A 1129-nucleotide genomic window follows, 5' to 3' on the forward strand; every position below is an offset into this window, starting at 1 on the left:
ACCCAGGAGCAGGATCAAAGCGAGGCGGATGTGGGGTTCGAATGCGCCGTCGATTAACGCGCGGGCTTCACGCATGGACAGAATTCGTTTGTCTTTCACCGGCTTTACTGGGCGCCAAATCTTTGGCGCGCTTTCGATCATCCTAGTGTCGCAGGCAAACCTGAGCGCGGAGCGTAGGTGCCCTAGCTCTGTATGGATGGTGCCTTGTGACCTACCAGCTGCCAGTCGTGCTGCCTCATAGTCCAAACAGGTCTTTTTGATTACATCCTGCGGACGCAAGTGCCCAAAGTGAGCTAGGATAGCTTTACCGGTCCACTTCATTGTCTCGGCGGTGGGCTTCCCTTCCAAGTCTCCCCGATAGGCCTCCCAAATCTGCTGGATGGTAGGATCTTTGGGACGGTCGGCGAAGGTTGCCGCCCGAAATATGTCTAAGGCTTCCGCTTCCGCCGCCTTTCGGGTACTTGCCGCAAGCTTACGGCGTACGCGCTTTCCATCTGGCCCAGTCCAGTAGACGCATAGGCCGCCGCGCAATCTTCCGATACTGATGTCTGACATTCGAATTCCTCTACTGCTGTTTGTGGGATGCGGATCATGCGGCCAACACGAAAACCGCGTAGTTCGCCGCGCTTGACCATCTGGCGGACAGTTTCGGATGAACAATTCCAACGTTTCGCCAATTGATCTGCTGTATATGGTTTGACGTGTTCCATCTAAGTCGCTTCCGCATGCCTTTCTGGGGCTCGTGCCATGGGCCGAGGTCTCCTGTCTTCTGCCTGGCGTTGAACGCCGGTTGGTAGATGAGAACAGGATACTCGGCGGAGAGGTGGCAACTCTACGGGATGATATGCCTCGACGGCGTCGTGAGGTCGCATTTATGTGGAAAACCTCCCTCTGGCGGGTCGTCTTGGGCTCACAAGGGGCGGCAAATCCGTCAGATCTTTAACGCTCTGATCGGACATAGTTTTTCCAACGAAGAGTTCTCCGTATGTCAAAAGTTCAATGGATTGAGCGGTTGGTGGGTTTTGCCAAAAACAATTGTGCAAACCGCTGCCAATCGCACCGCAATTGATGCGGGTTTGCCAAACTTAAAATGGCAAACCCGCGCTTTCTTAGGCTCAGGACCCATTGA

Annotated in this window: 1 protein-coding gene and 1 pseudogene; both read right to left on the minus strand. The window is 54.6% G+C overall.

The window, feature by feature from the left end:
* Positions 1-546, minus strand: a pseudogene (locus tag FGE21_RS20360) (site-specific integrase); the annotation flags it as partial.
* The gene (locus FGE21_RS20615) at positions 429-710 is read right to left on the minus strand and encodes a helix-turn-helix domain-containing protein (RefSeq protein WP_139662975.1); all 282 of its coding nucleotides are present in this window, start codon (positions 708-710) and stop codon (positions 429-431) included. The pseudogene FGE21_RS20360 and the gene FGE21_RS20615, both read right to left, overlap by 118 nt.
* Positions 711-1129 lie beyond the last annotated feature (419 nt).

This window comes from Phaeobacter sp. B1627 (assembly GCF_006265095.1).
Lineage (GTDB): Bacteria > Pseudomonadota > Alphaproteobacteria > Rhodobacterales > Rhodobacteraceae > Epibacterium.